This is a genomic window from Winogradskyella ursingii (assembly GCF_013403975.1).
GTDB lineage: Bacteria > Bacteroidota > Bacteroidia > Flavobacteriales > Flavobacteriaceae > Winogradskyella > Winogradskyella ursingii.
Genome location: NZ_JABFDH010000001.1, coordinates 445,140 through 469,095, shown reverse-complemented (window position 1 = coordinate 469,095; position 23,956 = coordinate 445,140). Strand labels below are relative to the sequence as shown.

Here is a 23,956-nt window from a genome sequence, read left to right as displayed (position 1 = left end):
TTGAAATTATCATTTAAACATATTGCTTCAATCACATTATTTGTTGGCTGTGTATATTCTTGTAGTATTGCTAAATATATTCCAGATGAAGAACGTCTGTACACTGGAGCGACTATCGAGATAGAAAGTGACACTACCATAAAAAATGAAAACAAACTGAAAGCAGAGCTTCAAACTGTTTTAAGACCAGAACCCAACACAAAATTTTTGGGAATGCGACCAGGTCTTTACTTCTATTATAAAACGCAAAAAGAGAATCCTGGTTTTATAAACCGATGGTTTTATAAACAAATTGGGGAAAAACCGGTTTACCAATCAGATGTGGAAACTTTTGAAGTTGAGGATGTACTCATCAATAGATTAGAAAACAATGGCTTTTTTTACAGTAGGGCATCATCGAGTTTTGATGAGAAAGAAAATGAAGCCTCCGTAAATTATAATCTTAGAGTCCCATCACCCTACAGGATGGAGAACTACAGGACAGATTCTCTAACAGAACCAATCGCTACGCCTATAAAAGAAGCGGTATCCCAAACAAAACTAATAAAAGATATGCGCTTTAACCTCAATAATATGAAGTTAGAACGCCAGCGTATTGATGCCAATTTAAAAAACAAAGGATATTACAACTTTAACGCCGATTTCCTGATTTTTGAAGCCGATACCAATCAATATGCCAATAAACGTTTCGATTTATTTTTAACTATGAAAAAGGACGTGCCACAACGCGCCACAGTGCCTTATGAGTTATTAAGAGTGAATGTTTATCCTAATTATCATTTAGAAGATTCTACCCTTTCAGTTTCAGAAAGATTGGATAACAAAAATTATTATCAAGATACATTGTTTTTTAAACCAAACAGACTCAATCCGTTTATAACATTAGAAGAAGGACAACTTTACAATCCTAACACTTCAAAAAATACAGCCAGGAGATTATCTACTATTGGTGCTTATAAATTTGTTAATATTCAATATAAAGAAATTGATTCTGCATTAACCGATAGTCTTGGTGCCCTTGAGGCAAATATCTATTTATCGCCACTGACCAAAAGAGCTATAAAAGCAGAATTACAAGCCGTCACAAAATCCAACAATTTTGCAGGGCCAAATTTAGCATTGACCTTTAGTAACCGTAATTTGTTTAAAGGTGGAGAAACTTTTAACCTAACGGCAAATGTGGGTTACGAGACCCAAATTGCCAATGGTGATAATGCTGGATTAAGTAGTTTGGAATTAGGTCTCAAAGGTGAGTTGATTTTTCCACGAGTCATTTCTCCATTTAATATCGATGAAAACTTTTTTGAATATTCTGTGCCTAAAACCAAAACCAGTTTGGGGTTTAGTTATTTGAGCCGAAGTAAGTTATATGAATTATTATCTGGAAACGCTCTATTTGGTTATAGTTGGAATGCCAACCGATACATAACTTACGAAGTCAATCCTATTTCTGTAAATTATACCAGGTTATCAAATACCACGCCTGAATTTGAGGATATTTTAGATGAGAATCCTTTTTTAAGACGCAGTTTTGACCAGCAATTTATTTCAGGATTAACCATGTCCTTTACTTACAACGGAATGGTAGATCCAAGTGACCCAAATCAATTTTTTCTAAACACAACATTGGACGTGGCAGGTAACTCCATTAGTTTATTTGGCAAAGACGAAGCCGATGGAGAACCAAGAACTTTTCTAGGACTTGAATATGCACAATACGCCAAAGCTGATATTGATTTTAGATTCCATCTTAACTTTGGAAAAGGCAGACAACAAACCTTGGCCACGCGTTTGTTTGCAGGTTATGGTTTAGCTTACGGAAACTCCGATGTGCTGCCGTTTATAAAGCAATATTTTTCTGGTGGACCTTATAGTGTGAGAGCCTTTAGAATTCGTTCTTTAGGACCTGGAACTTATAGCGAAGATGATGACCCAGATAGCGATGGTACATTTTTTGACCAGACCGGAAACATAAGATTGGAAGGTAACGTAGAGTATCGTTTTCCCATTGTAGGATTTTTTAAAGGAGCGGTTTTTGCCGATGCGGGAAATGTTTGGAATTCAAAAGCCAATCCCGCGTTCAATGGTGAGGATAAATTCACCTCAAACTTTATTAACGAATTAGGAATGGGAGCAGGTATCGGATTAAGGATTGATGTGCAAGGTTTTGTTATCAGATTTGATCTGGCAGCACCTTTCCACGACCCATCCTTACCAGAAGGCCAACGTTTTGATTTTCAATTTGATGAACCTGTTCTTAATTTTGCTATAGGATATTCCTTCTAACTAAAATTTTAATTATGACAGACCAAGAAAAGTACATGAAAGAAGCTGTAAACGCAGCATTAAAAGGTATGGGCAACAATGAAGGAGGCCCTTTTGGCTGCGTCATTGTTAAAGACGGAAAAATTGTTGGTCGTGGCAATAACAGAGTTACCTCAACCAATGACCCCACAGCTCATGGAGAAGTGATGGCCATTAGGGATGCCTGTAAGAATCTCAACAGCTTTCAGCTAGATGGGTGCGAATTATATACATCTTGCGAACCTTGTCCAATGTGCTTGGGAGCGATTTATTGGGCGCGTGTCGATAAAGTTTATTTTGGTAGTACCCAAGTCGATGCAGCTGCCATTGGATTTGACGATCAATTTATTTATGACGAAATCCCACTACCTTATAGCGACAGACGTATTCCGTTTATACAATTAGCACACGACATTGCCATGGAACCTTTTGAAAAATGGAGCGAAAAAGAGGATAAAACTGAATATTGATCACTATTTTTCCACACATTGATCAAATTAACTTATTAATGGATTAAAGTTTGAAACATTTTTAACCTGACTTAAAAGTGGTTTCAGTATGGGTGTATTTGCCCGATTGCACTATTTCTTCAAAAAATAAAATATAAGTGATACAAAATTTCACGCACGAAAGCTATATTGGTATTACATTTATAAAGAGTGTAATAGACGAGGTAACTTTGGACCATGATATAGGCATTGTTAAGGTTATTAAAGCATTGGGCAAAATTTAATCGTACAAATCCGTCCCAATAAACAAAGTGAATCATCTTTATACTTTTAGATTTTAGTCATTTAATATGAATAAAAATGTTATAGTTATCGGTGGAGGGATTATTGGCTTGTGCTCAGCCTATTATCTTCAAAAAGAAGGGCATCAAGTCACTATCATTGATCAAACTGACCTAACTAGTGGTGCTTCTTATGTAAATGCTGGTTATTTATCACCAAGTCACATCATTCCATTGTCTGCACCTGGCGTCATGAAAAAAGGGATCAAATGGATGTTAAACAATTCTAGCCCATTCTATATAAAACCGCGATTAGACACCGAATTTTTAAAATGGATATGGGCCTTTAATAAATCCTGCAATAGTGATCATGTTAACAGATCCGCTCCAATTATAAGAGATATCACTTTACTTAGTCAACAATTATATCAAGACATTCATGTTACAGAAAATTTTGACTCACATTACGAGAAAAAAGGTCTTCTTATGCTTTGTCAGACGCAAAAACTATTAGATGAAGAGTTAAAAATGGTAGAATTAGCAGTTAGTTTAGGATTAGAAGCTAAAGAAATTACTGCCAGCGACATCAAAAAAATAGAACCTAATGTTGAAATAAATGCCATTGGAGCAGCTTATTTTAAATGCGATCACCACTCTACTCCTCCTGAATTCATGTCTGCACTTAAAAATTATTTGAGAGAAGCAGGTGTGGTCTTTTATTTAGAAGAAAAGGTTGAAGATGTTGTTTTAAGTAAAAATAAGATAACAGCTTTAAAAACCAGCGAGCAAACCTTGCCTGCAGGTGAAGTGGTACTTTCTGCTGGATCTTGGAGTTCTATTTTAAGTAAAAAATTAAATCTCAACTTACTGCTACAAGCTGGAAAAGGCTACAAAATCGATACGGCAAAAGAGACCAACATAACGATTCCTGCAATCTTGGCCGAAGCTAAGACAGCAGTAACGCCAATGCATAAATTCACAAGGTTTGCAGGCACAATGGAAATTGCTGGTATCAATCATAATATTAATCCTGTACGTGTACAGGCCATATTAAAAGCCGTAAAAAATTATTATCCTGCGCTCCAATTACCAAAAAAATCAATAAAAGATGTTGCTTGTGGACTAAGACCTGTTTCACCAGACGGTATGCCATATATAGGAAAATCTCGAAAATGCGACAATCTTACCATTGCAACTGGCCATGCCATGATGGGCTGGAGTATGGGAACTGCAACAGGTAAACTAGTTTCTGAAATTATATCTAAAAAAGCAACTTCACTAAAATTAAATCCATTTCATCCAGATAGAAAATTCTAACTTTTCTCTCATTTCTGTAATCTTTAAAGTTTATCTTCGACCAATTTATCTCGTTTAAAACCCTATTTTAATATTATGTCAAAAAATTATTACGACGCATCAGATCTAAGAAAATTCGGTAAAATCACAGAATGGAGTGAAGAACTTGGCAACAAATTCTTCGACTATTACGGTAAAGTATTTGAGGAAGGTGCATTAACAGCTCGCGAAAAATCATTAATAGCATTAGCAGTAGCACATACAGAACAATGTCCGTATTGCATTGATGCATATACCAAAGATGGCCTGCAGCGAGGCGTAACAAAAGAGGAAATGATGGAAGCTATACACGTCGGTGCCGCAATTAAAAGCGGTGCAACTTTAGTACATGGCGTACAAATGATGAATAAAGTTAATAAGTTAGATGGATAAAGGTAATTTCTAATTTCTCTGCAAGAAAAAACCGATACGCACAAAACTTCGTAAGCATATAAAACCCTAAAACATTAATGGCAACAGCAACAAAATCACTTAAAAAACAAGGAAGCGATTTAGCACAAAGCAACAAACAATTAGAAATTCTTTCAAACGGTATTTTTCAGAATGGTGAATTGCCGACTTTTAAGAATAAAATTTCTGAAACAAATCAATTTCCACTCAAAGCCAAAAAATTAGAAATTCTTCAAATTAATGTAGGTTACATGTGCAATCAAGTTTGCGACCATTGCCATGTGGATGCTGGTCCGGACAGAAAGGAAATTATGACACGTGACACCATGCGCCAATGTTTAGAGGTTATTAAAAATTCTGGTGCACATACGCTCGACTTAACTGGTGGCGCACCAGAAATGAACCCAGATTTTAGATGGTTTGTAGAAGAAGCTGCAAAAGTTGGAATTAAAGATTTCATTGTACGCTCTAATCTAACCATCATTCGTGCCAACAAAAAATATTACGATTTACCAGATTTTTTTAAAAAACACAACGTACACGTTGTAAGTTCAATGCCACATTGGACACGTGGTAAAACGGACAAACAAAGGGGTGACGGTGTTTTTGACAAATCAATTAAAGCTTTACAGGAATTGAACGATAGGGGCTACGGAATGCCAGATAGCGATTTGCGTCTAGATTTGGTTTACAATCCATCAGGTGCATTTTTACCTGGTGACCAAGCTGCTATGGAAAAGGATTTCAAAAAAGCATTGATGGAAGATTTTGGAATTCAATTTCACAATCTGTTTGCAATTACAAACTTACCAATTGCCCGATTTTTGGATTTTTTAATTGCCTCCGAGAATTACGAAGATTATATGTATCAACTCGTTGAAGCCTATAATCCTGCAGCTGTTAAAAATGTAATGTGTACCAACACTCTTTCCATTAGCTGGGACGGTTATTTGTTTGATTGTGATTTTAACCAAATGCTAGAATTACCCGTAAACAGTAAAGCAAAACACATTTCTGAATTTAATGAAGAATTATTAGAAGGACGAAATATCGTTATTTCACAACACTGTTATGGATGCACGGCTGGTGCCGGAAGCAGTTGTCAAGGGAGCGTTGCCTAACCAATGAAAAACAAAAAAACCGCCATATTAATATTCGCAAATTCTGCCAAAAAGGAATTGAACTCAAAAGGAATTCAATCTTCGGAGGTTTTTGAAATACTTAATACAGAAACTTTAAAAACAGTTTCAAAAACAGGTTTGCCCTACTTCCATTTTTCAGAAGAAGAACAAGTTGGAAATAACTTTGGCAAGCGATTTCATAATGCTATTAAGAGTATTTTCAAAAAAGGATTTGATCAGGTGATTTCTGTTGGAAATGACACACCTCATCTTACAACAAAACATATTCTTAAAGCTGTAACCCAATTTAATCAAACTGATTTTGTTTTAGGCCCATCAACCGATGGTGGTTATTATTTAATGGGTTTCAAAAAATCTCACTTTCAGAAATTATCATTTTTAGAATTAGCTTGGGAAAAGCGAACACTTCAGAACAGTTTTCAACATCAAATTAACCATATTGGCGCTTCGGTTTGTCATCTTGAAACACTTTCAGATTTAGATGAAGCTTCGGATGTTGATTTAATATTTCAACATTTTGAGCAACTTTCAAATCGTATAAAATCTATTCTTTTAAAAATTAAGAATGTTTCAAATTTTATATTTGAAAGCATTCTTTTTTCATTTAAGCTTATTTACCCCAATCTTTATTTCAACAAAGGTTCACCTATATCACTTCATATTTAAAAGATCTATTTTGGATAAGTACATCCAAAAATTCAATTGAGGCTTCACCTCATTTTTTTCTACTGACTAACTAAACTAATCCGTACTAACGGGAATTTTATGAAGTACCTTTACATAGGCATGCTGCTATGTTTTTCACTATTTGGCCATGCGCAAACAACAATTACAGGAACTGTGACAAGCGCAGTTGATGACACTCCTTTACCATTCGTAAATATTACCACGAGCACTAACAAAGGAACAACCACCGATGAAAATGGTCGGTTTTCGATAAGTACATTTTATATCAACGAAACCCTTACATTCTCATTTTTAGGCTATAAATCCAAAACAATAAGCGTTGGTGACAAAACCGTGATCAATGTGAGCCTCGAAGAAGATGCATCTGCATTAGACGAAGTGGTAATTACCGCCTTAGGATTGGAACGTGACACTAAAGAATTGGGCTATGCAGTACAGGCGATTAAATCTAAAAGTTTAACCGAAGTAAAAACTGTTAATTTTTTAGATAATTTACAAGGAAAATTAGCTGGAGTTACTATTTCACAAGGTGCCACTGGTGTAGGTTCATCTTCGAAAATCACCATTCGAGGTGAGGCTTCATTTTCTAATAATAATCCGCTTTTTGTAGTTGACGGTGTACCAATTAATAACGAAACGGTATTTAATTTTACCAATGAAGCGGCAGCAGGATTTCAGGAAATAGACTTTGGAAACGGTGCTATGGAAGTGAATCCTGACGATGTTGCCTCCGTCACAGTATTAAAAGGACCCAGTGCTGCGGCATTATATGGCACACGAGCTTCTAATGGTGTAATTGTTATTGAAACTAAAGATGGACGTAATGCAAGAGGTTTAGGTATAAGTTTTAACACGTCCTTATTTGTGGATACAGCATTTAAATTGCCTGATTTTCAAAATAAATATGGACAAGGAAATTCAGGTCAATTTGAATTTGTTGATGGTCTCGGTGGTGGTATTAACGACAACATTACTTATTCTTGGGGACCTAGACTTGATGCTGGTTTGTTGATTCCGCAGTTTGATAGTCCGGTGCGATTGGCAGATGGTAGCATTGTTCGTGGTGGCGACACGTCGCTTTATGATGGCTTATCTATTACTGCAACACCGTTCGTTTCCAACCCTGATAATTTGAAGAACTTTTATGAAACTGGAATAACTACCATAAACAATATTTCAATTTCAGATGGTTTTGACTCTGGAAATTATAGATTATCATTTACAGATTTGAGAAGTGAAGCGATTATACCAGGTGTGAATTTAGACCGACAAACCATCTTTGCAAAACTTAATTTTAAACCTACTGACAAAACAGAAATCAACACGTCGATTAGCTATATCAATTCAAGTAGCGACAATAGACCATCTAACGGTTACGGAAGTGAAAATGTGAATTATTCTTTGGTGGCTTGGGGACCACGTTCCCTTAACATCGACAATCTAAAACGTTATTGGCAACCTGGTTTGGAAGGCACACAACAGTATTCATTCAACTATACATTTTTTGACAATCCATATTTTATTTTAAATGAAAACACCAATTCGTTTGTAAGAGATCGAATTTTTGGTAATGTTTCATTAAGACAACAACTTACAGAGCATCTAAGTATTTCGTTAAGAACAGGAATGGATTTTAGTACAGAAACACGTCAATTGCGACGTGCATATAGCAGCAACCGTTTTAGAAATGGTGCTTATGCGGAACATGATGTAACGTTTAGGGAGGTGAATACCGATTTTTTAATCAATTATAAAAATCAGTTTGGTGATTTCTCCGTAGACTTGTTTTTAGGTGGAAACAGATTGGACCAAAACGCATCGACCAAACAATCTCAAACTGTTAACTTAGCTCAGCCAGGTATATATAATCTAAATAATGCAGCTTCACCAATTGAAGTGTTTCAGTTTGAAAGCCAAAAACGTATCAACTCATTTTATGGCATTGCCAAATTAGGCTACAAAGACTTTTTGTTTGTGGATATAACAGGTCGTAACGATTGGTCAAGCGCTTTAGCTACGCCATTTTCTGTTGACGGAACGTCGTTCTTCTACCCATCTGTATCTTCTAGTTTTATTTTATCTAACGTTACCGAATTGCCAGATGTATTTTCTTTTGCAAAACTTCGAGCCAGTGTTGCACAAGTAGGTAATGATACTGGTGCTTATCAGACTTCTGGTGCTTTTGTATCGCAAACGCCATTTAATGGGCAGCCTACATTTAGCAATCAGGATTTTATTCCAAATTCTAATTTAAAACCTGAAAGTACAACCTCTTTTGAGTTTGGTACAGACCTAAGATTTTTTAGAGACAAACTCCGATTAGATTTCACTTATTATAATAATACTACAGAAGATCAAATAATTTCTCTTCCCGTAGCCATTTCATCAGGTTATGAGCAGCAAGTAGTTAATGGCGGAGAAGTGAATACGCAAGGTGTTGAAGTGGTTTTGGGAATCACACCAATTCAAACAGATGATTTTAATTGGAATACCACGTTCAATTTTGCCACTAACCGCTCAGTAATTAGAAATTTACCACAATCGGATGGTAGATTAACCTTGGCTTACAGCCGAATTTACGATAGTGCTAACCAAACCGTTTGGTTTCAAGTTGAAGAAGGTGGTCGCATCGGTGATATTTATGGTACAGGATATCAGCGTAATGAAAACGGCCAGTTTTTAATTGATGACAATGGACGGTTTATTGCTGACAATAATCTTCAAAAACTGGGCAATTACAATCCAGATTTCACTTTGGGCTGGAGCAATAATTTCAACTATAAAAATTGGAACGCAAGTTTTTTATTCGATTGGAGACAAGGTGGAGAAGTCGTATCAAGAACAAGAGCTTTGGGGAATGTTGGCGGACAGTTAGCGGAAACCGCAAATCGCCCAGAAGATGGGATTGTTGCCCAAGGTGTTAATGTTAACACAGGGCAACCGAACACAGTTGCTGTTACTGCGGAAAGCTATTACCGACAGTTTTACGACAGAAATCATGAGGAAAACAATGTTTATGACGCTTCATTCTTAAAGTTAAGACAGTTTTCTATCGGTTATACATTCAATTTAAAAGATGGATTTTTAGGATTGAAGGAAGGTGCTGATTTGAATCTTTCTATAATAGGAAACAACCTTTTCGCTATCACAGAAAATCCGCATTTTGATCCTGAACAATTGGCGGTCCAAGGCAATGGTTTTGTAAGCGGTGTTGAAGACATGAGTTATGCGACAACACGAAGTATTGGATTTAAAGCCGGTTTTAACTTTTAAAAGGACCTCGCAGGTTTTTTAAACCTAGCAGGTCTAAAATAACAGATAGGAGGTTTTAGAAACCTTGCAAAAAAAGTAATAAAATGAAAAAAACAATATATATACTTTCAATATTAAGTTTGATAACTCTAACAAGCTGCACTCAAGATTTTGAGGACATCAACACCAATCCAAATGCACCAAGTTCGGTTCAGCCAAGCCTGTTATTACGTCAGGTTATATATGATTTTGGCGAGAATATGAGCTACGAAGGTTTTGTGGCTGGCGACTTACTGTCGCAGCACAGAACTGCTTTAGATTTTAACTTATTTGACAGACACGCCTTAAAATCACCACAGTTAGGCGGAAATCCTTGGCCTGTATTTTACACTAACTTAAGGGATAATGAAATTATTTTAAAACAATCCCAAACGGTTGAAACTTTTGCCGTTTACGAAGGTCCAGCTTTAATTTTAAAAGCTCATATGGCTGCAGGATTAACTGACTTATTTGGCGATGTTCCTTATTTTGAAGCGTTTAATGGTGTAGAAGGCACAGTAACACCAGCATATGATTTACAAGAGGATATCTATATGGCAGAAAATGGGATATTAGACAACTTGGACAAAGGTATCGCAGCAATTGGAGCATATTCAGATGTAATTCCGCTCGAAGGTGATATCCTTTTTAATGGGGATTTAGAGGCTTGGATTCGTTTTGCAAATTCATTAAAAATTAAACATCTATTGAGAATTTCAGAGAAAGTTGATGTCGCAACAGAATTACAAGCCATTTTTGATGAAGGTAATTATATGATGAATAACAGTCAGAATGCCATTTTCAACTTTACCAATTCAGATCCAAATAGTTTTCGATTAGCGCAACTGCGCATTGGTGATTTTAACAACTTCGTATTATCCGAAACCATGGAAGATATTTTAGTTGAATTAAACGACACCCGAATTTCAACATTTTTTAGACCATTTTCAAATTCAAATTCAAATGAATTTAACGGCTTATTGAATGGTATCGACGCTTCGCAAACCTCTATTGCCTTGGCAAATTATTCTCTGGCGGGAACAGCATTTAGAGAGGATACCTCAACGTTGGATGCCAACTTTATCACGGCTTGGGAGGTGCATTTTGCATTGGCAGAAGCTGCAGCAAAAAATATCATTACAGCAGATGCTCAAGAACTCTACGAGACTGGAGTCGCATTAGCTTTTGAATACTGGAATACGGAATTACCTTCTAATTATCTATCTGGACCAGCAGCTTACAATGCAACCAACACAACTCCAATTGAACAAATAATCACCCAAAAATGGATTGCAAATATCATTAACGGGTACGAAGGTTGGATAGAATTTAGAAGGACTGGTTTCCCAGAATTAAGAACAATTTCAGCTAGTTTAAATAATGATTTAATTCCTGTAAGAATGCCCTATCCTGCTGAGGAAGAAGCTTTAAATGCTGAGAACTATGCCGTGGCGGCAGGCGCTACTGATGGAAACAGTATTAATGTATCTGTTTGGTGGGATGAAGATTAAGAAAAACTATCAGGTCGAGCATAGTCGAGACCCTATACAAAAAACAAAAAAGCATCTCGACTTCGCTCGATGTGACAGAAATTAATTTATGGAAGTAATTAACTGGCAATGGCTTTTAATTATAGGTTCGAGTTTAATCTTGTTCCTACTCTCTCCATTTGCTAAAACAACAGACGCGTTTTTTAAGGCAGTTCACAAAAGGAAAGCACCAAACACATTTGTGCTTATGGGTAGCCTTATTATTTCGTGGATATTCGCTAAAAGTATTACTAATGCAGCAAATCTCGGACTAGATTTTGGAATTGTTGGCGGTGTTGCTTATGCTGGATATTATCTATCTTTTGCAGTTGCCGGATTGATTATTTATAAAATGCGAATTGTTGGAGGCTTTAAAAGTATCCATGAATTTTTGACTAGTAAATTTGGAAGAGGAGCTATGGCTTTGTTTTCAACTTTAATCTCTATTCGTTTATTTAATGAGGTGTGGAGTAATACTATAGTGATTGGCAGTTATTTCGGAGATATAGGTTCTTCAAACTATTATTGGGCAATCATCGTATTTACAATTTTGACTTTAGCCTACGCTATTAAAGGTGGATTGAGCAGTTCAATATTTACAGATGTCATTCAGATGGTGCTGTTTTCCGTATTACTAATTGTGATTCTTTGGAATATATTTTCGGTTGAAGATTTTACAATAAAAGATGTCACAACCTCAGGCACATGGACTTTTGAATTAGGCCTGAATCTCTTTTTCGCAGCCATCATACAATCATTCAGCTATCCATTTCATGATCCGGTTTTAACCGACAGGGCTTTTATCAGTTCACCAAAAGTCACTAGGAAAAGTTTTTTGTTAGCCAGCGTATTAGGAGCATTCTGTATTATCCTTTTTAGTATCATTGGTGTCTATGCACAGAACCAGGGAATGCAAGGGCAAGCTGCAGTTGAAGTCGGTAAGGCTTTTGGTGTGGTCATTTTATTGGTGATTAATTTTATAATGATTACTTCAGCAGCATCAACTCTGGATTCAACATTTTCATCATTTTCAAAATTAATTTCTGTGGATCTTGGCTTTTCAAAATCATTAAGTTTTGGGAGATTATCTATGGCTGCGATCGCAGTATTAGGGACATTACCCGTTTTTTTAAATGCCGAAATATTATCTGCAACTACCATATCAGGTACTATGGTCATCGGTTTAACACCAGTTTTTTTATTTTGGAATAGTAATGTACCAAAAGTCAGTTTTTATCTGAGCGTGATTGCAGGATTGATATTTGGATTTGTATTAATTTTTGACATCTTTCCTGAAGTTTTGATTTTTACAAAAGGTAAATATGCAAGTTTATTTTGGGTAAATGTTTGGGGTATATTAACGTGTAATATTTTATATTTCATCCCGAAATGGATAAAAAGGTAATCAACATAGGAGACATATCAGGTAAAGTATTGCTCTTTGGTGGAGTTTACAGCAACCTGCAAGCTCTCGAAGCATTAATTTCAGTTGCAAAATCCGAAGGTATTTCACCAGAAAATTGCATCTGTACTGGCGATATTGTTGGCTATTGTGCGCAACCCGAAGAAACCATTCAAACGTTCAAAAAATGGGGCGCACAAAGTATACTTGGCAATGTCGAAATTCAACTAAAAAACGATGAAGATGATTGTGGCTGTGACTTTACGGAAGGTTCTCGATGTGATAATTTTTCGCAGCAATGGTATCCATTCGCTAAAAGTAAAGTTTCAAAAGATTCTATTGATTTTCTAAAAACACTTCCCGATCACATTCAATTTAAAATAAATGATAAAAAAGTTACTGTTATTCATGGTTCATATTTTAATGTTTCAGACTTCATTTTTAAATCAACATCCTGGAAAACCAAGCTATCAAATTTTGAAACAACCCAAAGTGATGTTATAATTGCCGGTCACAGCGGACTACCCTTTCAGCATCGTGAAGATGGTAAATTATGGATAAATGCTGGTGTCATTGGTATGCCTGCCAATGACGGCCAAACAAATGTTTGGTATGTTATTTTAGATAATACAACTGAACCCTTTTCGGTTAATTTTCGTAAGTTACAATACAATCATATATTAACGAATCAAATGATGCAAAACGGATTATTGCCAAAATCTTATGCAGAAACTATATTAACCGGAATTTGGGACAACATGGAAATTTTACCAAAAACCGAACGCCAACTCAAAGGAAAACCGATTGTGGTGTAAGGAACACCTTAATTTTTGTACTAAACTAAAATGCGCTTACTCATTATTCTTCTACTTTTTTTATTCGTGGATATTGGCCATGCCCAAAACTCTATAAACGAATTACTTAAAACCTATAATTCTGAAAGCATACCATATATGTCAGTACAAGAATTGGCAATGCCAAAAACTGATGCTGTAATCTTAGATGCGAGAGAAATTGAAGAATTTAACGTTAGCCATATCAAAGATGCATTCTATGTTGGGTATAATAATTTTAATGTTGAAACCATAAAAACTACAGTTCCCGACACCACAACAACAATCGTCGTATATTGTTCCGTTGGCATCAGGTCAGAAAATATTGGAGAACAACTCAAAAAAGCAGGATACACCAATGTTTATAATTTATTTGGTGGTATTTTTGAATGGAAAAATAACGACTTTCCTATTTATAATCCAGAACAAAAAGAAACCGAGAGCGTCCATGCCTATTCAAAGGCTTGGAGTAAATGGCTATTAAAAGGCACCAAAGTTTATGACTAAATCACTTGTAATTGTTTTTGTAAAAAATATAAAACTCGGAACCGTAAAAACCAGATTGGCCAAAACGATTGGTGATTATGGCGCATTTGAGGTGTATTCAGAATTGGTTAAAATTACCGAGAAAGCCACTGAAAATCTATCCGTTGATAAACGCATTTATTTTTCTAATGCAGTGGTTGATTCCAAATGGAACAACCATACTAAATCCGTGCAAGAAGGAAATGATTTAGGTGAGCGCATGCTCAATGCATTTAAAGATGGTTTTAATGATGGCTATAACAACATTGTGCTTATAGGTTCTGATTTACCAGATATTAACTCTAACCATATCTTAAACGGACTCGAAGCTTTAGAGCAAAACGATGTTGTTTTCGGTCCTGCCGAAGATGGAGGCTACTATTTGGTTGGGCTTTCAAAATTAATACCTGAAATATTTCAGAATAAACCCTGGAGCCAACCTGATTTATTGAAAAATACTTTAGAAGAATTAAACCAGACTGATGAGAATATCGGCATATTAGAAACACTAAACGATATCGATACTTACGAAGATTTAATAGCGTCCGATTTTTATAAAAACAACGAATTATTACAAGAAAAAATTCAACAACTTTATGATTAAATTCATCGAAGAAAGCACCGCATATTTAAAAAGTAAAGGATTTGAAAATCCGGAAGTCGGTATTATTTTAGGTACAGGCTTAGGCCAACTTTTGGATAAAGTTGAAATCATTGCAGAAGCCAGTTACAACCATATTCCTAATTTCCCAACAGCTACGGTTGAATTTCACAAAGGAAAATTGATTTATGGAAATTTAGGCGGTAAGAAAGTAGTAATTATGCAAGGTCGTTTTCATGTTTATGAAGGCTATTCGTTGCAAGATGTAACGTTTCCTGTTCGTATTATGGAAAAACTGGGTATTAAAACTTTGTTGGTTTCTAACGCTGCAGGAGCGGTAAATCTCGGCTTCAAAAAAGGAGAATTAATGCTAATTGACGACCATATCAATCTTCAGGGTGGTTCACCTTTGGCATTTAAAGGTGTTTCGGCACTTGGTGAACGCTTTACGGATATGAGCGCACCATATGATGCCCAAATCAATTCAAAAATTGAAGATATTGCAAAGGATAATAACATACCGTTGCACAAAGGCGTTTATGCTAGTGTAGTTGGCCCACAATTAGAAACACGAGCAGAATATAGAATGCTCAAAATAATTGGGGCAGATGCAGTGGGCATGAGTACCGTTCCAGAAATTATCGTTGCCAATCATTTGGGCTTAAAAGCTGCTGCTGTTTCTGTTTTAACAGATGAATGCGACCCAGATAATTTAGAACCTGTGAACATTGAAGAGATTATTGCTATGGCCTCAAAAGCTGAGCCCAACATGATTATCTTATTCACAGAATTAATTAAATCATTATAGACTAAATATCCCTTTTATAGCCTCTGTCTACAATATTCAATATTATGCGCCAGTGGTTACCAACGACATTACTAAAACTAATTAAATGAGCTACCTAGAAACTACACACGATGTTTACAAAGAAGCAGCATTAACACCAGATGTTGGACTATGCTGTACCACGAATCCTATTTGGGAATTACCAGGCTTAAAAATTCCAAAAATAATGCAGGAAATGAACTATGGCTGTGGTTCTACAGTACACGCAAGGGATTTAACCAATAATCCTAAAATGCTTTATGTTGGTGTTGGTGGCGGAATGGAGTTACTACAATTTTCATATTTTAACAGACAAAAAAATGGTGTCATTGGTATTGATGTCGTTGATGAAATGCTGGAAGCTTCCCGTAAAAATTTCAAAATAGCCGAAGAGCAAAACGATTGGTTTAAATCTGAATTCGTTGATCTCAAAAAAGGTGATGCTATGAATCTTCCCGTTGAAGATAATAGCATAGATGTTGCTGCACAAAATTGCTTGTTTAATATTTTTAAAGCTGAAGACTTAAAGAAAGCAATAGCAGAAATGTATCGCGTTTTGAAACCTCACGGCCGTCTGGTAATGAGTGATCCAACTTGCGAACAACCCATGAATGACGAATTGCGTAACGATGAACGTTTGAGAGCGCTTTGCTTAAGCGGGAGTTTACCAATCAAAGAATACGTAAAAGCATTAACCGATGCTGGGTTTGGAACTATTGAAATTAGAGCCAGAAAACCATACAGAATCCTAGATCCGAAGAATTACCCAACGGATGAATTGATATACATAGAATCCATTGAGGTAGCCGCAATAAAAGATCCAATGCCAAAAGATGGCCCTTGTGTTTTTACAGGGAAAGCTGCTATCTACTATGGAGACAACGATTATTTTGACGACAAAGCAGGACACGTACTTTTAAAGAATCAACCATTGGCTGTTTGTGATAAAACTGCTGGTGCGCTGAAGGCCTTGGGAAGAGATGATATTTATTTTTCTGAATCTACCTTCCATTATGATGGAGGAGGGTGTTGTTAGGTGAAATATCTTTCCACCCAAGATTTAATCATAGAAATAGATTGATTCCTTTACTAGAATGACAAAGAGATTCTTGCTTTTGCAGAAATGACAGATGGAAAAATACTTAGACATATTCAAAAAATCCTATTCCGATTATTGGAATTATCTCAGATATGAGCTTATAGACCTTAATCATTGGGACAACTTTTTTTATGGTCTTATTGTAATTTCTGTATTGGTTTGGGCATTAGAAATTCTATTTCCTTGGCGAAAAAACCAATCTATTTTTAGAAAAGATTTTTGGTTGGACACATTTTATATGTTCTTCAACTTTTTTCTTTTGAATCTTATTGTATTTATAGCTTTATCAAACACAGCGTCTGAAATTTTTAATGATGTTTTAGGTATCATTGGTTTATCCGTTTCCAGTCTTCAATTATTTGATGTGGACGATATGCCACGCTGGTTAGGACTATTCATCTTCTTTATCATTTCAGATTTTGTACAATGGAACACACATCGTCTTTTGCATCGAGTGCCTTGGCTTTGGAATTTTCATAAAGTGCATCATTCTGTCAAAGAAATGGGCTTTGCTGCACATTTGCGCTACCATTGGATGGAACCCGTTGTTTACAAGTCGCTGTTATATATTCCAATCGCAATTATTGGTGGGTTTGATGCTCAAGATGTCGCTATTGTTTACTTTTTTACAATCGCCATCGGTCATTTAAACCACGCGAATTTAGGTTGGGATTATGGTGTTTTAAAGTATGTATTTAATAATCCGAAGATGCACATTTGGCACCACGCCAAGCAAATGCCAAATCACGTAAGGTATGGTGTCAACTACGGACTAACTTTAAGCATTTGGGATTATTTATTTAAAACCGCTCATGTGCCGCACGATGGCAGAGACATCGAATTAGGGTTTGAAGGAGACGAAACATTCCCGAAGGATTTTGTGCGCCAGGAAATGTACTTATTTCCGAAAAATCGGAAAACCTCATAATTAGAAGTATTCAGATGAAAAAGCTTTCAATTTTATTATTAATTACGGTATTCATCAGTTCCTGCTCTGCCAAAAAACAAACAGTTAATAATTCACCCAAAAAAGAAATAGAAATGGCTGTGGTCACTGAAGTGCCTGATGTGATCGAAAAAGAGGTCGAAATTGAAAATGAAGTTGATACTAAAGTGGAAAAGACTGAAACTATCACGGATAGTGTTGTTGAAGATTTGTCTTTTCATCAAGAATTGAAAAAACGGTTTTATGACAATCATGAACTATGGGATGAGCTTTTAAGTAAGCATGTTTCAGAACAAGGCAACGTTAATTATAAGGGATTTTCCAAAGACTCCGATGATTTATCTCTCTATATCAAGATGTTAAAAATCGGCCACACACGAATAGATGAATTATCTAAAGAAAAACAATTAGCCTTTTGGATAAACACATACAATGCGCTTACCGTAGATTTAATCCTGAGAAACTACCCAACAAAAAGTATTAAAGATATAAAAGATCCTTGGGACCAAAGACTTTGGAAATTTGGTGAGAAATGGATGAACTTAAATGACATTGAGCATCAAATCCTGAGAAAAATGAACGAGCCGCGAATTCATTTCGCCATAGTCTGTGCTTCCGTGTCCTGTCCTAAACTTCAAAAAAAAGCCTTTACAGCTGAAAATCTAGAGGCACAATTAACCAATGCTACAAAAGAATTTCTTTCCGATAATTCAAAAAATGAAATTTCAAAAGACGAGCTTAAGCTTTCTAAAATATTCAGATGGTTCAAAATAGATTTTGAACAAAATGGCAGTCTTATTGATTTTCTGAATGAATATGCTGATATTGCTATTTCCCAATCAGCAAATGTGCGTTACCAAGATTATAATTGGGATTTAAATAACTAAAACTACGATCCTAGATTTTCCGTAGATAACTATATGATTAGCATAATTATCCCTGTTTTAAACGAAGCCGAATCCATTGGTGATTTATTGAATCATTTAGTTGAAAAATCTGATTCAAAAAACATTTCTGAAATTATCATTGTTGATGGTGGCAGTATGGACGAAACTGCAGAGATAGTTAAAAGCATCTCGACTGCGCTCGATGGGACAGTAGTGCAACTCATAAATTCTGAAAAAGGGAGAGCCAAACAACTTAACAATGGTGCAAATGTAGCAACAGGAAACATCCTTTACTTTTTACACGCAGATTCATTTCCACCAAAAGATTTCGACCGACTTATTATCAACGAAGTCGAAAAGGGAAATAAAGCTGGTTGTTTTAGAATGCAATTTGATAGCAACCATTGGTGGTTAAGATTGGCTAGTTGGCTCACTCAATTTAGTTGGAGAGCTTGTCGTGGTGGTGATCAGAGTCAATTTATCACTCGAGAATTATTTGATGAGATCGGTGGATATGATGAAAATTACATTATCTATGAAGATAATATTCTTATCAATGAACTTTTTGCACGCAAGCAGTTTGTTGTCATTAATCATAAACTGAAGACCTCAGCGAGAATGTACAAAAAACATGGAGTTTGGAAAGTACAATACCACTTTTGGACCATTTACGTCAAGAAATGGTTTGGTGCATCTGCAGACGAAATGTTAGCCTATTACAAAAGACATCTTTGTTAATTTAGCATGTGAAAATTTATGAAGTTGGTTGTGATTCCGGCAAAACGGCAGAGACGAGCTTACCTATCCGTCAGATATAGAATCTCAATATTTTGTTTGTGTTGTGAGATTGCCCACTCTGTTTGAGATGACAAAATTATTGTAGTCTTTAGAAGTCTAATTTAGCTATTTTTAATTTCTTCCATTTTCATTAGGATAAAGCATGGGCAATGTATCACTTTGAAATACTTCTTTAGTATCAACATCTATAGCCGATAAACTTCCGGTAAACGCAGCGCCTGTATCAACGTCCCAAACATTAATCGCGTTCATTGGTTGGTATTTGTGATAATTGAGCGTTGGTGTGTGACCTATATAAATTTCGTGATAATGTTTTAATCGATTTGGATAGTGAGACGAATCTTTGGTTATTCGCTTATCCATGGTAAGTGCCATTTCCCATAGTGTACGATCAAAATAAAAGTTTCTGAAATTATATTCACTTTCCACTCCATGCATTGATGTAAATCCTGCATGGATAAATAATCGGTTGTTATCATCAACATGATACAATTCCATGTCTTCAAAAAAGCGTAAATGTTGTTGTTTTTCTTTTTTTGAAAAAGAGCTATAGCTTTCCTTAGTACCTTCTCCTCCGTGTGATAACCACACAGAGTCTGACTCATCAGTTCTTAACCAATCTTCGCACCAAACATCGTGATTGCCTTTGATAAAAACACATTGGTTTTTCTTAGATAGATCAATTAAATATTGAATTACTTGCGCAGATTCGCTCCATCCGTCAACGTAATCGCCTAAGAAAATTAGTTTATCGTTTGCAGTTACATGTGCTCGTTCTAATAGTTGAGGCAATGCTCTTAAACCACCGTGAATATCACCAATAGCTAATGTTCTCATTATTTTAATCTTTATACAAAAGTAAAAATAAGATTATAAGTTACCGAAACGAGTTGAGTCTAATTTATGTCATCAAAGCAAACTGTGAGTATCACAAAAACCAAACCATGTTTATCATCTGATGTCACACCTATTCTGGAGTCTATTCGTATAATAGTATTAAAGATTTTTTTTATGATGAAACGTAAACTCAAAAAACTAGATGAATAGGGAAATTTTGAGAAGTTTAACCGTTAGGAGGCTACTCTTTTTGGTCTAATTATTTTCGTAACTGTAGTATTCTGCAATCACCTTCTCAACTGGCTTATTCTGTGGTGTAAACATAGGATTGTCATGTCCGCCAACATCATCATAATTATGAAACCACTTCCATACAAAGCCTCCCGCAAACCATTCTTCTTTCCAAAAAGTTTCAAAAAGAGCTTTTGTAGTATTAACCTGAGCTTCAAGATTAACATCTCTCATGGTGTGATCCGAAACCCATGGTGCCCTGCCCGAATAATCTACACTACGATAGCCATACTCGGTAAACAGTATTGGTTTTTTAAACTTTTCGGACAAGGATTTAATCTCTGGTTTATGAGTTTTCCACCCTTCGATACATTCATCTAAAGTTGGTGTTTTTTGATCACTAATAGGGAAGTAAGCATCGATACCAATATAATCTAATTGATCCCAAAAGGGTACGCGTTTAAATTCGTCCCAATTTGCGGCATAAGTGAGTTTTCCAGTATATAGTTTTTTGATTTCAGTAATTAATCTGTTCCAATATTCTGGTCTGTTCTTTACAAAATATTCAAGTTCTGTACCGATGCAAAGAATTTCTGCTTGGACCTCTTCTGCGAGTTTCGCATATTCAAGAATAAAACTAGAATATGAGTTTTCTAACAGTTTCCAATCAGCTTCGCTTTTCATTTCTATAAAGCCGGTAAATTCACCTCGTCTCACCCATATTTGAGGTTTTACCATTATTTTAATGTCTTCTTTTCTCAATTCTTTAATGTACTGCTTTCCACCTGCCTTAGTTTCCCCAAACCACTGCCTATTGGTATTATGGATAATTTCTGGGTGATTGAGCGTTCGAACAAAACCAAACGGCATTATTGCCGCATAGTTGGCATTGACTCTTACTACTGGTGCTACGTGACTATTATTAATTGAATCCCTAGCGGCGACAAAACTGACTCCATTTATTTTTTCAACCTGCCCATCACAAGAATATAAACAGGATATCAGTAGGCATAAAAAAAGCCACTTAACGTATTTCATTGAGAATTTTTAAGTGCCTAATTTATGTAAATTCTTGCTATATCTAGCTTGTTTCTTTAAAACAATGTATGCTGTCTAATGTTAAGGCTTGGCTCAAAATTGTACTGTTTCCTCTTACAAATGGGTATAATTCTTGGATATCCACCTTTGGATTTATTGTTCTTCTTGAGAAAATCCGAAAAAATAAATCATTATCGTCATGGCAATGAGGATTGATTTTTTCGTTTTTATGTTTGTAAATTGGATCTTTTTACCGGAAGCTTATTGGTCGTTCAAACTCCAGTCGTAAGCATAATAATTAAGCTTATAGTTTTCAGGAATCTTTTCTGTTCTGTACTGGTTGATGAAATTGATCTCCGTTGAACCATTTCTGGTAAAGTCTTCCTTATACCATTTCATGATTTCTGATACTTCGATTTTTTCCTCTTTTAAATTGACTTTTACAAAATCCGCATTAATAGCTTTTGTGGTCTGAGTCTGCAGCTGCTTATCAAGTGTGCTTGGCATATAAGCGCTATTTGTAATTGGTGGACAACCAACAGCACCACAAACCAAGACGAAATGAAATCTTGGTTCGTCAAAATTTGCTCGCAATAGTTTGTTTTCAATATCGTTTAAGGTTACTTTTTTTTCTCCTAAATCATACATGGTTTTATCAAAAAAACCTTTGTTGTCTAAAGGTGATTTGGTTGGGTAATTATCAATAACACCCTTAATTGTTGCCATGTTATAAGCATTAATCCAAAATGCCTGATAATTATTTTCGTCCGAAACATCGACTGAAATATTCTCAGCAATTCTTAGAATTTTATTTAATTCTAATGGATTTGTATAAATGGCTTCATAATTCACCTTACCGTCTTCAACATAATTTTTTAAAAATGTATCTGTTTTGGAAAAAAAGGTCTCTAAGTTCTGTCCGCTAATTCCAATTGATGTAATTAAGGCAAGTAATAGAAAAATATTTTTCATAAATTTTAAAAGTTTTTTTGAACTATTCAAACTTCTGTCGAACTAAAACCGAAGCACTTACAGTAGGCTCGCAAGAATTTCAGCGTCTCATCTCAAATACAAACCTTACACTGTTTTTTAATTTAAAATCTATCTAAACTGTATAGTGCTGTAAAGTTTTTATCTTTAAGTGCGACTCAATAGCTAATTAGCAATTAAAATTTATGGAGCACATTGTTATAATTGGAAATGGTATTTCTGGTGTTACTGCCGCTAGGCATATCAGAAAACTATCGGATAAACGCATTACTATTATTTCAGCAGAGACCGACCACTTCTTTTCGCGTACAGCTTTAATGTACATCTATATGGGACACATGACCTACGAAAATACAAAACCATATGAAGATTGGTTTTGGAAAAAAAACCGTATCGAATTAAAAAAGGGTTATGTAAAAAAGATCGAAACTGAATCTAAAACACTTCATTTTGCACAAGGAGATACGTTACAATATGATAAATTGGTAATCGCTTCGGGTAGCAAACCTAATAAATTCGGTTGGCCAGGTCAAGATTTAAAGGGCGTTCAAGGATTGTACACTAAACAAGATGTGGACCAATTAGAAATTGACGCACCAAATAATAAAGTTTGTAAACGAGCCGTCATTGTTGGTGGAGGTTTAATAGGTATTGAATTAGCAGAAATGCTTAATTCCAGAAATATTCCCGTTACTTTTTTGGTACGTGAGTCGAGCTTTTGGAACAGCGTTTTGCCCGAAGGTGAAAGCCAGATGATTAACAGGCATATTAAAAGTCATCATATTGATTTAAGATTATCTTCTAACTTAAAAGAAATTAAATCTGATGAAAACGGAAACGCTAAATCGGTTATTGTTGAAGAAACTGGAGAAGAAATTCCATGTAACTTAGTAGGATTAACAGCTGGAGTTTCTCCAAGTATAGATTTTTTAAAAGACTCAAATATTGAAACAGATAAAGGCGTTAAAGTCAATAAATATCTTGAAACCAATATTACTGATGTGTATGCCATTGGAGACTGTGCCGAGCAGCAAGAACCCGTTAATAACCGACGACCTGTAGAGGCTGTTTGGTATACAGGCCGCATGATGGGTGAAGTTTTGGCACAAACCATTTGCGGCAATAAAATGCCCTATAATCCAAGTCATTGGTTCAACTCAGCTAAATTTATGGATATTGAATTCCAAACTTATGGTTGGGTATATGGAGAAAAAGACCGCCCAGATTACGAAAAGCATTTTCATTGGAAACATGAAGACGACACCAAGTGCATCACCGTTGCATACCACAAAGACACTGAAGAATTCTTGGGCATTAACACGTTCGGGATTAGGATGAAACACGAGACTTTTGAGCAATGGCTCAATGAAAAACGAAATGTTGATTACGTGGTAAACAATCTCAAAAAGGCCAATTTTGACCCAGAATTTTATGAGCATTACGAAAAAGAAATTCTAGCGACTTATGAGAACGAATATGCATCGACATAAAACAACGTTTTTATAGTTGTTGCC

At 35.6% G+C, this 23,956-nt stretch carries 22 protein-coding genes; 19 read left to right on the top strand and 3 right to left on the bottom strand.

Annotated elements, in window-relative coordinates; translation table 11 throughout:
* The 18 genes from tamL to HM983_RS02065 all read left to right on the top strand — a co-directional run bounded on the left by tamL (position 1) and on the right by HM983_RS02065 (position 19,286).
* On the top strand, positions 1-2,286 hold the full coding sequence (gene tamL, locus HM983_RS02145) for a translocation and assembly module lipoprotein TamL (RefSeq protein ID WP_179343670.1): 2,286 nt from the start codon (positions 1-3) through the stop codon (positions 2,284-2,286).
* 14 nt (positions 2,287-2,300) lie between these two features.
* On the top strand, positions 2,301-2,774 hold the full coding sequence (locus tag HM983_RS02140) for a nucleoside deaminase (protein WP_179343668.1): 474 nt from the start codon (positions 2,301-2,303) through the stop codon (positions 2,772-2,774).
* A gap of 137 nt (positions 2,775-2,911) precedes the next feature.
* Positions 2,912-3,037: a hypothetical protein gene (locus tag HM983_RS15925; RefSeq protein WP_262886477.1), complete on the top strand. Its 126-nt coding sequence runs from the start codon at positions 2,912-2,914 to the stop codon at positions 3,035-3,037.
* A gap of 66 nt (positions 3,038-3,103) precedes the next feature.
* Positions 3,104-4,351: an NAD(P)/FAD-dependent oxidoreductase gene (locus tag HM983_RS02135; RefSeq protein ID WP_179343666.1), complete on the top strand. Its 1,248-nt coding sequence runs from the start codon at positions 3,104-3,106 to the stop codon at positions 4,349-4,351.
* Between the two features lie 75 nt (positions 4,352-4,426).
* On the top strand, positions 4,427-4,762 hold the full coding sequence (locus tag HM983_RS02130; RefSeq protein WP_179343665.1) for an arsenosugar biosynthesis-associated peroxidase-like protein: 336 nt from the start codon (positions 4,427-4,429) through the stop codon (positions 4,760-4,762).
* Positions 4,763-4,839: 77 nt separating this feature from the next.
* Positions 4,840-5,901, top strand: coding sequence for an arsenosugar biosynthesis radical SAM (seleno)protein ArsS (gene arsS / locus HM983_RS02125; protein WP_179343663.1), 1,062 nt, complete (start codon positions 4,840-4,842; stop codon positions 5,899-5,901).
* Positions 5,902-5,904: 3 nt separating this feature from the next.
* Complete coding sequence (locus HM983_RS02120; RefSeq protein WP_179343661.1) at positions 5,905-6,588, top strand: TIGR04282 family arsenosugar biosynthesis glycosyltransferase; 684 nt, start codon at positions 5,905-5,907, stop codon at positions 6,586-6,588.
* A gap of 99 nt (positions 6,589-6,687) precedes the next feature.
* Positions 6,688-9,882 (top strand): SusC/RagA family TonB-linked outer membrane protein, encoded by a 3,195-nt coding sequence (locus HM983_RS02115; RefSeq protein WP_179343658.1) that lies wholly within the window; start codon positions 6,688-6,690, stop codon positions 9,880-9,882.
* Positions 9,883-9,965: 83 nt separating this feature from the next.
* Positions 9,966-11,411 carry a SusD/RagB family nutrient-binding outer membrane lipoprotein gene (locus tag HM983_RS02110; RefSeq protein ID WP_179343656.1) on the top strand — a complete coding sequence of 482 codons (1,446 nt, stop codon included), beginning with the start codon at positions 9,966-9,968 and terminating at the stop codon, positions 11,409-11,411.
* A gap of 88 nt (positions 11,412-11,499) precedes the next feature.
* A complete protein-coding gene (locus tag HM983_RS02105) occupies positions 11,500-12,834 on the top strand; it encodes an SLC5/6 family protein (RefSeq protein WP_179343654.1) in 1,335 nt (444 codons plus the stop codon).
* Positions 12,819-13,646, top strand: coding sequence for a metallophosphoesterase family protein (locus HM983_RS02100; protein WP_179343652.1), 828 nt, complete (start codon positions 12,819-12,821; stop codon positions 13,644-13,646). Before HM983_RS02105 ends, HM983_RS02100 begins: the two co-directional genes overlap by 16 nt.
* Before the next feature lie 30 nt (positions 13,647-13,676).
* A complete protein-coding gene (locus HM983_RS02095) occupies positions 13,677-14,171 on the top strand; it encodes a rhodanese-like domain-containing protein (protein WP_179343650.1) in 495 nt (164 codons plus the stop codon).
* Positions 14,164-14,793 (top strand): TIGR04282 family arsenosugar biosynthesis glycosyltransferase, encoded by a 630-nt coding sequence (locus tag HM983_RS02090; RefSeq protein WP_179343649.1) that lies wholly within the window; start codon positions 14,164-14,166, stop codon positions 14,791-14,793. Before HM983_RS02095 ends, HM983_RS02090 begins: the two co-directional genes overlap by 8 nt.
* On the top strand, positions 14,786-15,598 hold the full coding sequence (locus HM983_RS02085; RefSeq protein ID WP_179343647.1) for a purine-nucleoside phosphorylase: 813 nt from the start codon (positions 14,786-14,788) through the stop codon (positions 15,596-15,598). Before HM983_RS02090 ends, HM983_RS02085 begins: the two co-directional genes overlap by 8 nt.
* A gap of 85 nt (positions 15,599-15,683) precedes the next feature.
* Positions 15,684-16,652: an arsenosugar biosynthesis arsenite methyltransferase ArsM gene (gene arsM, locus HM983_RS02080; protein WP_179343645.1), complete on the top strand. Its 969-nt coding sequence runs from the start codon at positions 15,684-15,686 to the stop codon at positions 16,650-16,652.
* 94 nt (positions 16,653-16,746) lie between these two features.
* Complete coding sequence (locus tag HM983_RS02075; protein WP_179343643.1) at positions 16,747-17,643, top strand: sterol desaturase family protein; 897 nt, start codon at positions 16,747-16,749, stop codon at positions 17,641-17,643.
* 14 nt (positions 17,644-17,657) lie between these two features.
* Complete coding sequence (locus HM983_RS02070) at positions 17,658-18,548, top strand: DUF547 domain-containing protein (RefSeq protein WP_179343641.1); 891 nt, start codon at positions 17,658-17,660, stop codon at positions 18,546-18,548.
* A gap of 33 nt (positions 18,549-18,581) precedes the next feature.
* The gene (locus HM983_RS02065; RefSeq protein ID WP_179343639.1) at positions 18,582-19,286 is read left to right on the top strand and encodes a TIGR04283 family arsenosugar biosynthesis glycosyltransferase; all 705 of its coding nucleotides are present in this window, start codon (positions 18,582-18,584) and stop codon (positions 19,284-19,286) included.
* A 171-nt stretch (positions 19,287-19,457) separates the two neighbouring features.
* Here the strand turns inward: HM983_RS02065 and HM983_RS02060 are convergent, their stop codons facing one another.
* From HM983_RS02060 to HM983_RS02050, 3 genes are all read right to left on the bottom strand, one after another.
* Complete coding sequence (locus tag HM983_RS02060) at positions 19,458-20,183, bottom strand: metallophosphoesterase (RefSeq protein WP_179343637.1); 726 nt, start codon at positions 20,181-20,183, stop codon at positions 19,458-19,460.
* A gap of 255 nt (positions 20,184-20,438) precedes the next feature.
* Positions 20,439-21,452 (bottom strand): glycoside hydrolase family 113, encoded by a 1,014-nt coding sequence (locus HM983_RS02055; protein WP_179343635.1) that lies wholly within the window; start codon positions 21,450-21,452, stop codon positions 20,439-20,441.
* 261 nt (positions 21,453-21,713) lie between these two features.
* The gene (locus tag HM983_RS02050) at positions 21,714-22,424 is read right to left on the bottom strand and encodes a DUF547 domain-containing protein (protein WP_179343633.1); all 711 of its coding nucleotides are present in this window, start codon (positions 22,422-22,424) and stop codon (positions 21,714-21,716) included.
* A 203-nt stretch (positions 22,425-22,627) separates the two neighbouring features.
* Between HM983_RS02050 and HM983_RS02045 the strand changes: the two genes are divergently transcribed.
* Positions 22,628-23,932, top strand: a complete 1,305-nt coding sequence (locus tag HM983_RS02045; protein ID WP_179343631.1) for an NAD(P)/FAD-dependent oxidoreductase — start codon at positions 22,628-22,630, stop codon at positions 23,930-23,932.
* The last annotated feature ends 24 nt before the right edge of the window (positions 23,933-23,956 follow it).

What these genes read in the sequence shown, in the direction of transcription:
- HM983_RS02140 (WP_179343668.1), top strand. Translation starts at nt 2,301, where the DNA reads ATGACAGACCAAGAAAAGTACATGAAAGAAGCTGTAAACGCAGCATTA.
- HM983_RS02135 (WP_179343666.1), top strand. Translation starts at nt 3,104, where the DNA reads ATGAATAAAAATGTTATAGTTATCGGTGGAGGGATTATTGGCTTGTGC.
- HM983_RS02130 (WP_179343665.1), top strand. Translation starts at nt 4,427, where the DNA reads ATGTCAAAAAATTATTACGACGCATCAGATCTAAGAAAATTCGGTAAA.
- arsS (WP_179343663.1), top strand. Translation starts at nt 4,840, where the DNA reads ATGGCAACAGCAACAAAATCACTTAAAAAACAAGGAAGCGATTTAGCA.
- HM983_RS02120 (WP_179343661.1), top strand. Translation starts at nt 5,905, where the DNA reads ATGAAAAACAAAAAAACCGCCATATTAATATTCGCAAATTCTGCCAAA.
- HM983_RS02115 (WP_179343658.1), top strand. Translation starts at nt 6,688, where the DNA reads ATGAAGTACCTTTACATAGGCATGCTGCTATGTTTTTCACTATTTGGC.
- HM983_RS02110 (WP_179343656.1), top strand. Translation starts at nt 9,966, where the DNA reads ATGAAAAAAACAATATATATACTTTCAATATTAAGTTTGATAACTCTA.
- HM983_RS02105 (WP_179343654.1), top strand. Translation starts at nt 11,500, where the DNA reads ATGGAAGTAATTAACTGGCAATGGCTTTTAATTATAGGTTCGAGTTTA.
- HM983_RS02100 (WP_179343652.1), top strand. Translation starts at nt 12,819, where the DNA reads ATGGATAAAAAGGTAATCAACATAGGAGACATATCAGGTAAAGTATTG.
- HM983_RS02095 (WP_179343650.1), top strand. Translation starts at nt 13,677, where the DNA reads ATGCGCTTACTCATTATTCTTCTACTTTTTTTATTCGTGGATATTGGC.
- HM983_RS02090 (WP_179343649.1), top strand. Translation starts at nt 14,164, where the DNA reads ATGACTAAATCACTTGTAATTGTTTTTGTAAAAAATATAAAACTCGGA.
- HM983_RS02085 (WP_179343647.1), top strand. Translation starts at nt 14,786, where the DNA reads ATGATTAAATTCATCGAAGAAAGCACCGCATATTTAAAAAGTAAAGGA.
- arsM (WP_179343645.1), top strand. Translation starts at nt 15,684, where the DNA reads ATGAGCTACCTAGAAACTACACACGATGTTTACAAAGAAGCAGCATTA.
- HM983_RS02075 (WP_179343643.1), top strand. Translation starts at nt 16,747, where the DNA reads ATGGAAAAATACTTAGACATATTCAAAAAATCCTATTCCGATTATTGG.
- HM983_RS02070 (WP_179343641.1), top strand. Translation starts at nt 17,658, where the DNA reads ATGAAAAAGCTTTCAATTTTATTATTAATTACGGTATTCATCAGTTCC.
- HM983_RS02065 (WP_179343639.1), top strand. Translation starts at nt 18,582, where the DNA reads ATGATTAGCATAATTATCCCTGTTTTAAACGAAGCCGAATCCATTGGT.
- HM983_RS02060 (WP_179343637.1), bottom strand. Translation starts at nt 20,183, where the DNA reads ATGAGAACATTAGCTATTGGTGATATTCACGGTGGTTTAAGAGCATTG.
- HM983_RS02055 (WP_179343635.1), bottom strand. Translation starts at nt 21,452, where the DNA reads ATGAAATACGTTAAGTGGCTTTTTTTATGCCTACTGATATCCTGTTTA.
- HM983_RS02050 (WP_179343633.1), bottom strand. Translation starts at nt 22,424, where the DNA reads ATGAAAAATATTTTTCTATTACTTGCCTTAATTACATCAATTGGAATT.
- HM983_RS02045 (WP_179343631.1), top strand. Translation starts at nt 22,628, where the DNA reads ATGGAGCACATTGTTATAATTGGAAATGGTATTTCTGGTGTTACTGCC.